At 61.0% G+C, this 4,161-nt stretch carries 6 protein-coding genes; 1 reads left to right on the plus strand and 5 read right to left on the minus strand.

The annotated features are described in order from the left end of the window. The 3 genes from ACYP5B_RS07335 to ACYP5B_RS07345 form a co-directional block, all read right to left on the minus strand. Positions 1 to 573 (minus strand): MlaD family protein (locus tag ACYP5B_RS07335; protein ID WP_459569133.1); only part of this gene is annotated, 573 nt, incomplete at its 3' end. Next, positions 557 to 1,231 carry a paraquat-inducible protein A gene (locus ACYP5B_RS07340; RefSeq protein WP_459569134.1) on the minus strand — a complete coding sequence of 225 codons (675 nt, stop codon included), beginning with the start codon at positions 1,229 to 1,231 and terminating at the stop codon, positions 557 to 559. The genes ACYP5B_RS07340 and ACYP5B_RS07335, both read right to left, overlap by 17 nt. After that, positions 1,228 to 1,908, minus strand: a complete 681-nt coding sequence (locus ACYP5B_RS07345) for a paraquat-inducible protein A (RefSeq protein ID WP_459569135.1) — start codon at positions 1,906 to 1,908, stop codon at positions 1,228 to 1,230. The genes ACYP5B_RS07340 and ACYP5B_RS07345 overlap by 4 nt, the downstream gene beginning before the upstream one ends. A 467-nt stretch (positions 1,909 to 2,375) precedes the next feature. Here ACYP5B_RS07345 and ACYP5B_RS07350 point away from each other — a divergent pair, with 467 nt between their 5' ends. Further along, the gene (locus tag ACYP5B_RS07350) at positions 2,376 to 3,092 is read left to right on the plus strand and encodes a TetR/AcrR family transcriptional regulator (RefSeq protein ID WP_459569138.1); all 717 of its coding nucleotides are present in this window, start codon (positions 2,376 to 2,378) and stop codon (positions 3,090 to 3,092) included. A 6-nt stretch (positions 3,093 to 3,098) separates the two neighbouring features. Here the strand turns inward: ACYP5B_RS07350 and ACYP5B_RS07355 are convergent, their stop codons facing one another. Together ACYP5B_RS07355 and ACYP5B_RS07360 are read right to left on the minus strand one after the other, a co-directional pair. Then, positions 3,099 to 3,719, minus strand: coding sequence for a TetR/AcrR family transcriptional regulator (locus ACYP5B_RS07355; protein ID WP_459569136.1), 621 nt, complete (start codon positions 3,717 to 3,719; stop codon positions 3,099 to 3,101). 61 nt (positions 3,720 to 3,780) lie between these two features. Continuing rightward, on the minus strand, positions 3,781 to 4,161 hold a 381-nt coding region (locus ACYP5B_RS07360; RefSeq protein ID WP_459569137.1), incomplete at its 5' end, for a hypothetical protein.

Raw genomic sequence — 4,161 nt, forward strand, 5'->3', positions numbered from 1 at the left:
CACGCGACGATAGTAGACCGGTGAGCCGATGTCGAGCGAGCCCAGGTCTTGCGCACGCAGCACGAACTGCCTGCCTGAGGCGTCGGCAGTGACAGTCGGCGGGACTTCGAGCCCGGTGAAGCTGCGCGTCTTCTCGCCTGACTTGCCGGCATCCACGCCGATATATGCGCCCGATAGCAGCGTCTCGAGCCCCGACACGCCGCTGGTTGCAAAGCGAGGCCGCACCACCCAGAAGCGTGTGTCGGCCACGGCGAAGGTCTCCGCGTCCTTGGTCAACGCGATCGTCGCGATCACATGCGAACGGTCCGCGGCCAGCCGTGCCGTCTTGACCAGTCCGATATCGACGTCCTTGTAGCGCACGGGGGTCTTGCCCGGCGTCAAGCCTTCCGCGGTGCGGAATGTGACGGTGATCTCGGGCCCGCGCGACGCAAGCGTGTTGATCAGCAGCGAAAGTCCGACCACCGCCGCAACGATGGGGATCAGCCAGACGAGCGAGGGTAGCCAGCGCGCGCGAGGCTTGCGTCCAGGCTGCGGTACACCGTGAGGCGGGGGATGATTAACGTGTTCTGGCATGGTCGGAGTGGGGAGATTCGATGGGGGAAGACGACGTCTCGAGCGCATCCCACAGCAGACGGGGATCAAAGCTCAGTGACGCGAGCATGGTCAGCACGACAACCGAGGCAAAGGCCAGGGCCCCGGCGCCGGGCATGATCGTGGCCAGCGCCCCGGCCCGCACCAGCGAGGCCAGCAGTGCCACCACGAAGATGTCGAGCATGGACCACCGGCCGATGACTTCGACCAGCGCGTAGAGCCGGGTCTGCTCGCGGATGCGCCAGGTCGATCTGCGGCGCACCGATAGCAGCAGCAATGTCAGGATCATCATCTTCAGCAGCGGGACGACAACGCTGGCGATCAGCACGACGAGGGCCAGCATGTGCGAGCCGGACAGCCACAGATAGATCACGCCGGACATGATGGTGTCGCGCTGCGTACCGAGAATTGACTGCGTCACCATCACCGGGAGCAGATTGGCTGGGATATACAGAAGGTAAGCGGCCAGCAGGAAGGCCCAGGCGCGCGCCACGCTGGCCGGCTTGCGATGACGCAGTACGGCGCCGCAGCGCGGACACGGTTCGGCCTCGAGCGTCATCGGACTGAGCCGGTCACAGGCGTGGCACGACAGCAGTCCGAGCGAAGTGGCGGTAGCGTGGGGCGATTGAGGCGTGGTCATGACGCGGCATCCAGTGAGCAGGGTGGCACGTCATCTGCATCATGGACAGCGAGGTGATGCCACAGTTCGCGCGGCTCGAAGGACAGGATGGCGGCAAGTACGACTACAAGGGCACCGAACGACCAGAGGGCGACGCCAGGCAGCACCTGCGCAATGGTGGACAGCTTCACCACCGTGACCAGCACGCCGATCATGAACACTTCGATCATGCCCCACGGGCGCGTCTGGCGAATGCTGCGCACGATGAGGTCGAACCCGGGTGGCATGCGGTGCTGCGCCATCGACACGAGCAGGTAACACATCATGATCAACTCGGCCAGCGGAAGCAGGATCGTCGTGGCGAACACGAGCATCGCCACCAACGTCATGTCGTCCGCGTAGAGCGCCTGTACGGAGCCCCATAGCGTGGTCTCCATGTGCGAGCCCTTGAGGTCCATAGCGACAATTGGGTACGCGTTCGAGATCAGAAACAGGATCAGAGCGGTCACCACGAGCGGCAGCAGGCGGCGATAGGCAAGCGAACTGTCGCGATAGAGCCCACCGCCGCAGCGCAGGCAGGTGGCACGTTCGCCCGGTTTCAGTGCCACACGCGTATGGAGTGCGTCGCAATGCTCGCATGCAATCAGCCGGCGCGGATCCTGTGGCGGAGCTGGCAGCGGGAAGTGGTTCTGATGCACTACGTGTCCTGGTATGGTTATCGGCCTCGTTGCATGAGGCAAGCAGTGCGTCGAGCGCACCGGAATCTTTCGGGATTTCGGTATTCTGCTACAAAATGACTTTCGTGTCATCATGACAATGAGTATCGTATAAGGATTGCAACGGGCACTTCTGCTGCAAAACGCCTCCTTGTCCCGCTGTTTCATGCTGCATGCAGGCCCTTTTTTTCCTCAGAACGATATCCATGAAAGTTGTCTGCGAAGTCGAAGTTCGCGAAGGCCTGCCGCAGGACATCCTCGCCGCGGCCGAACGCCTGATTGTCGTGGCGGAGGCGCCGTGAGACGCTGCGCGCTCGACGCGAGTCGCGGACGGCATGGAGCCTGTTCGTATAAAGGAAGGCGGGACGTTCATGGCCTACGCCATGTTGTCGGCGTTGTAGCAGCGTATTGATATAATCGCCTCGTCACATAAGGACAACTAATTGAAGATGCCTGCCGATCCTGATCCCAAAGACCACCGCCCTCGCGTTGCCGCCGAGCGGCGTGCACGGATGCGCAAGCGTCTCATTGAAAGCGCGATGATCGTTTTTGCGCAAAGGGGTATTGGGGCCAGCGTGATCCCGGATGTCATCGCGGCAGCTGGCGTCTCACAAGGTTCCTTCTACAACTACTTCCGTACTAACGACGATCTGCTGGCGGCTGTCAGCGACGCGCTCAGTCACGACATGGTGCAAATGATCGAGAGCGTGGTCGGCAATATCGAAGACCCGGCGTTGCGTGTTGCAACGGGTATTCGCTTGTATCTGCACCTTGCACGATCCTATCCTGTGGTGGCGCAGTTTCTTTCCGGTACAGGCCTGAGTTTGGTCGGCAAGAAGAGTGCGGTGTACGAGTACCTGCCCTCGGATATCAAGGAAGGCCTGAAGACGGGCACGTTTGACGAGGCTTCGGCCGATGTTGCATTGGACATGGTGGCAGGCGCGGGGGTGATCGCCGTTCACCGTATGGCCCAGGGAAAAACGACTAAGGATTATCCCGAGCGGATTGTCCGGGCGGTGTTGCGGTCGCTCGGCGTGTCTGCATCGAGTGCCACAAAGTTGACCTCTGCGCCTTTGCCAAAGCTGGTCGCTGCGCCTGAATCACTGCTCGAAAAGGCACAGGAAAAGCTCGCCGAAATGGCCGAGCCCTCCAACTTGCGGGGGTAGCCAACACTATGGCACTTCGCCGCTCGCTTCGGCGAGCAAGCCATCGAACAGCACTTCGCTCGCATCCAGCGGCGACTTGGATATCGCATCAGCCGCCGCTTCCTCCACGCCTAAGGCGCGCAATGCCACGGCGGCGGCGAGCTCCGAAAAATCTTCGCGACATTCGGTTTCAAGCATGCGGTGCATTGCGCTCATTGCCGCGCCGGCAACGATATTGAACCCCAGGGCGGTCGGCATGCGCTTGAAGCGATTGCGTCGAATACCTTCCTCTATGTCCCTGCGGACGAACTCCAGCATATTGGGTGCCTGGTAGCCAGCCCAGCCAAGCCGGCCAAGGATTCCAGCCACACCCGGCTGGCGTATCGTAAGTATCGACGCCAGCCGTATTCCCCTGGCGATGTGTTCGGCCGGGTCGTCATGGCCGCGCACAATGGGGTCGGCGGCCCGCACCCATTGTTCAGCAATATTCCCAACAAGCTCCCGCACGATCGCGTCAGACGACGGAAAGTACTTGTAGAACGTGCCACGTGAGACCCGTGCTGCCGAAATGATGTCGTCGATGGAAGGCGTCGCGGCGCTGTTCTCTACCATCAAGCGCATCGCACTGTTCAGCAACAGCGAGCGCATACGCTGCCGCCGCTTTGCCGCAACTCGCTGACGGTGGTCGCGAGTCTCCCACGGTTCTGTTTCAGCTGCCAATCTCTTCTGTATTGGGGTCATTGATCTGTTCTTTCCTTATGGTCAATGAGTCGACATGGCCGCGCGCACAGCACTTCCTGCACGTTCGGTCTATGCCCATCACATCACTCCGCGTCCAGTGCTTGTCTCTGCGCGTCCACATGCTTGCGGTCGCACGCACCTTCTTCGTCTCATGTGGAATCCGGTACGTCATAGTCGTCCCGTTCCACACATAAAATAAATTGTACGTCATCATGACACGTAAGTCAGGATGATGTATATTCCGGGCTATCGGGAAGGGCGAAAGCCCTAACAGGCCTGCCGTCGCTGACGCCAGCACGAGTCCGTGGAGCGGCTCGGTGGCGTGGATCGCTGATGACTCGCAGGCGAG

The sequence above is a fragment of the Cupriavidus sp. 8B genome (assembly GCF_054589115.1).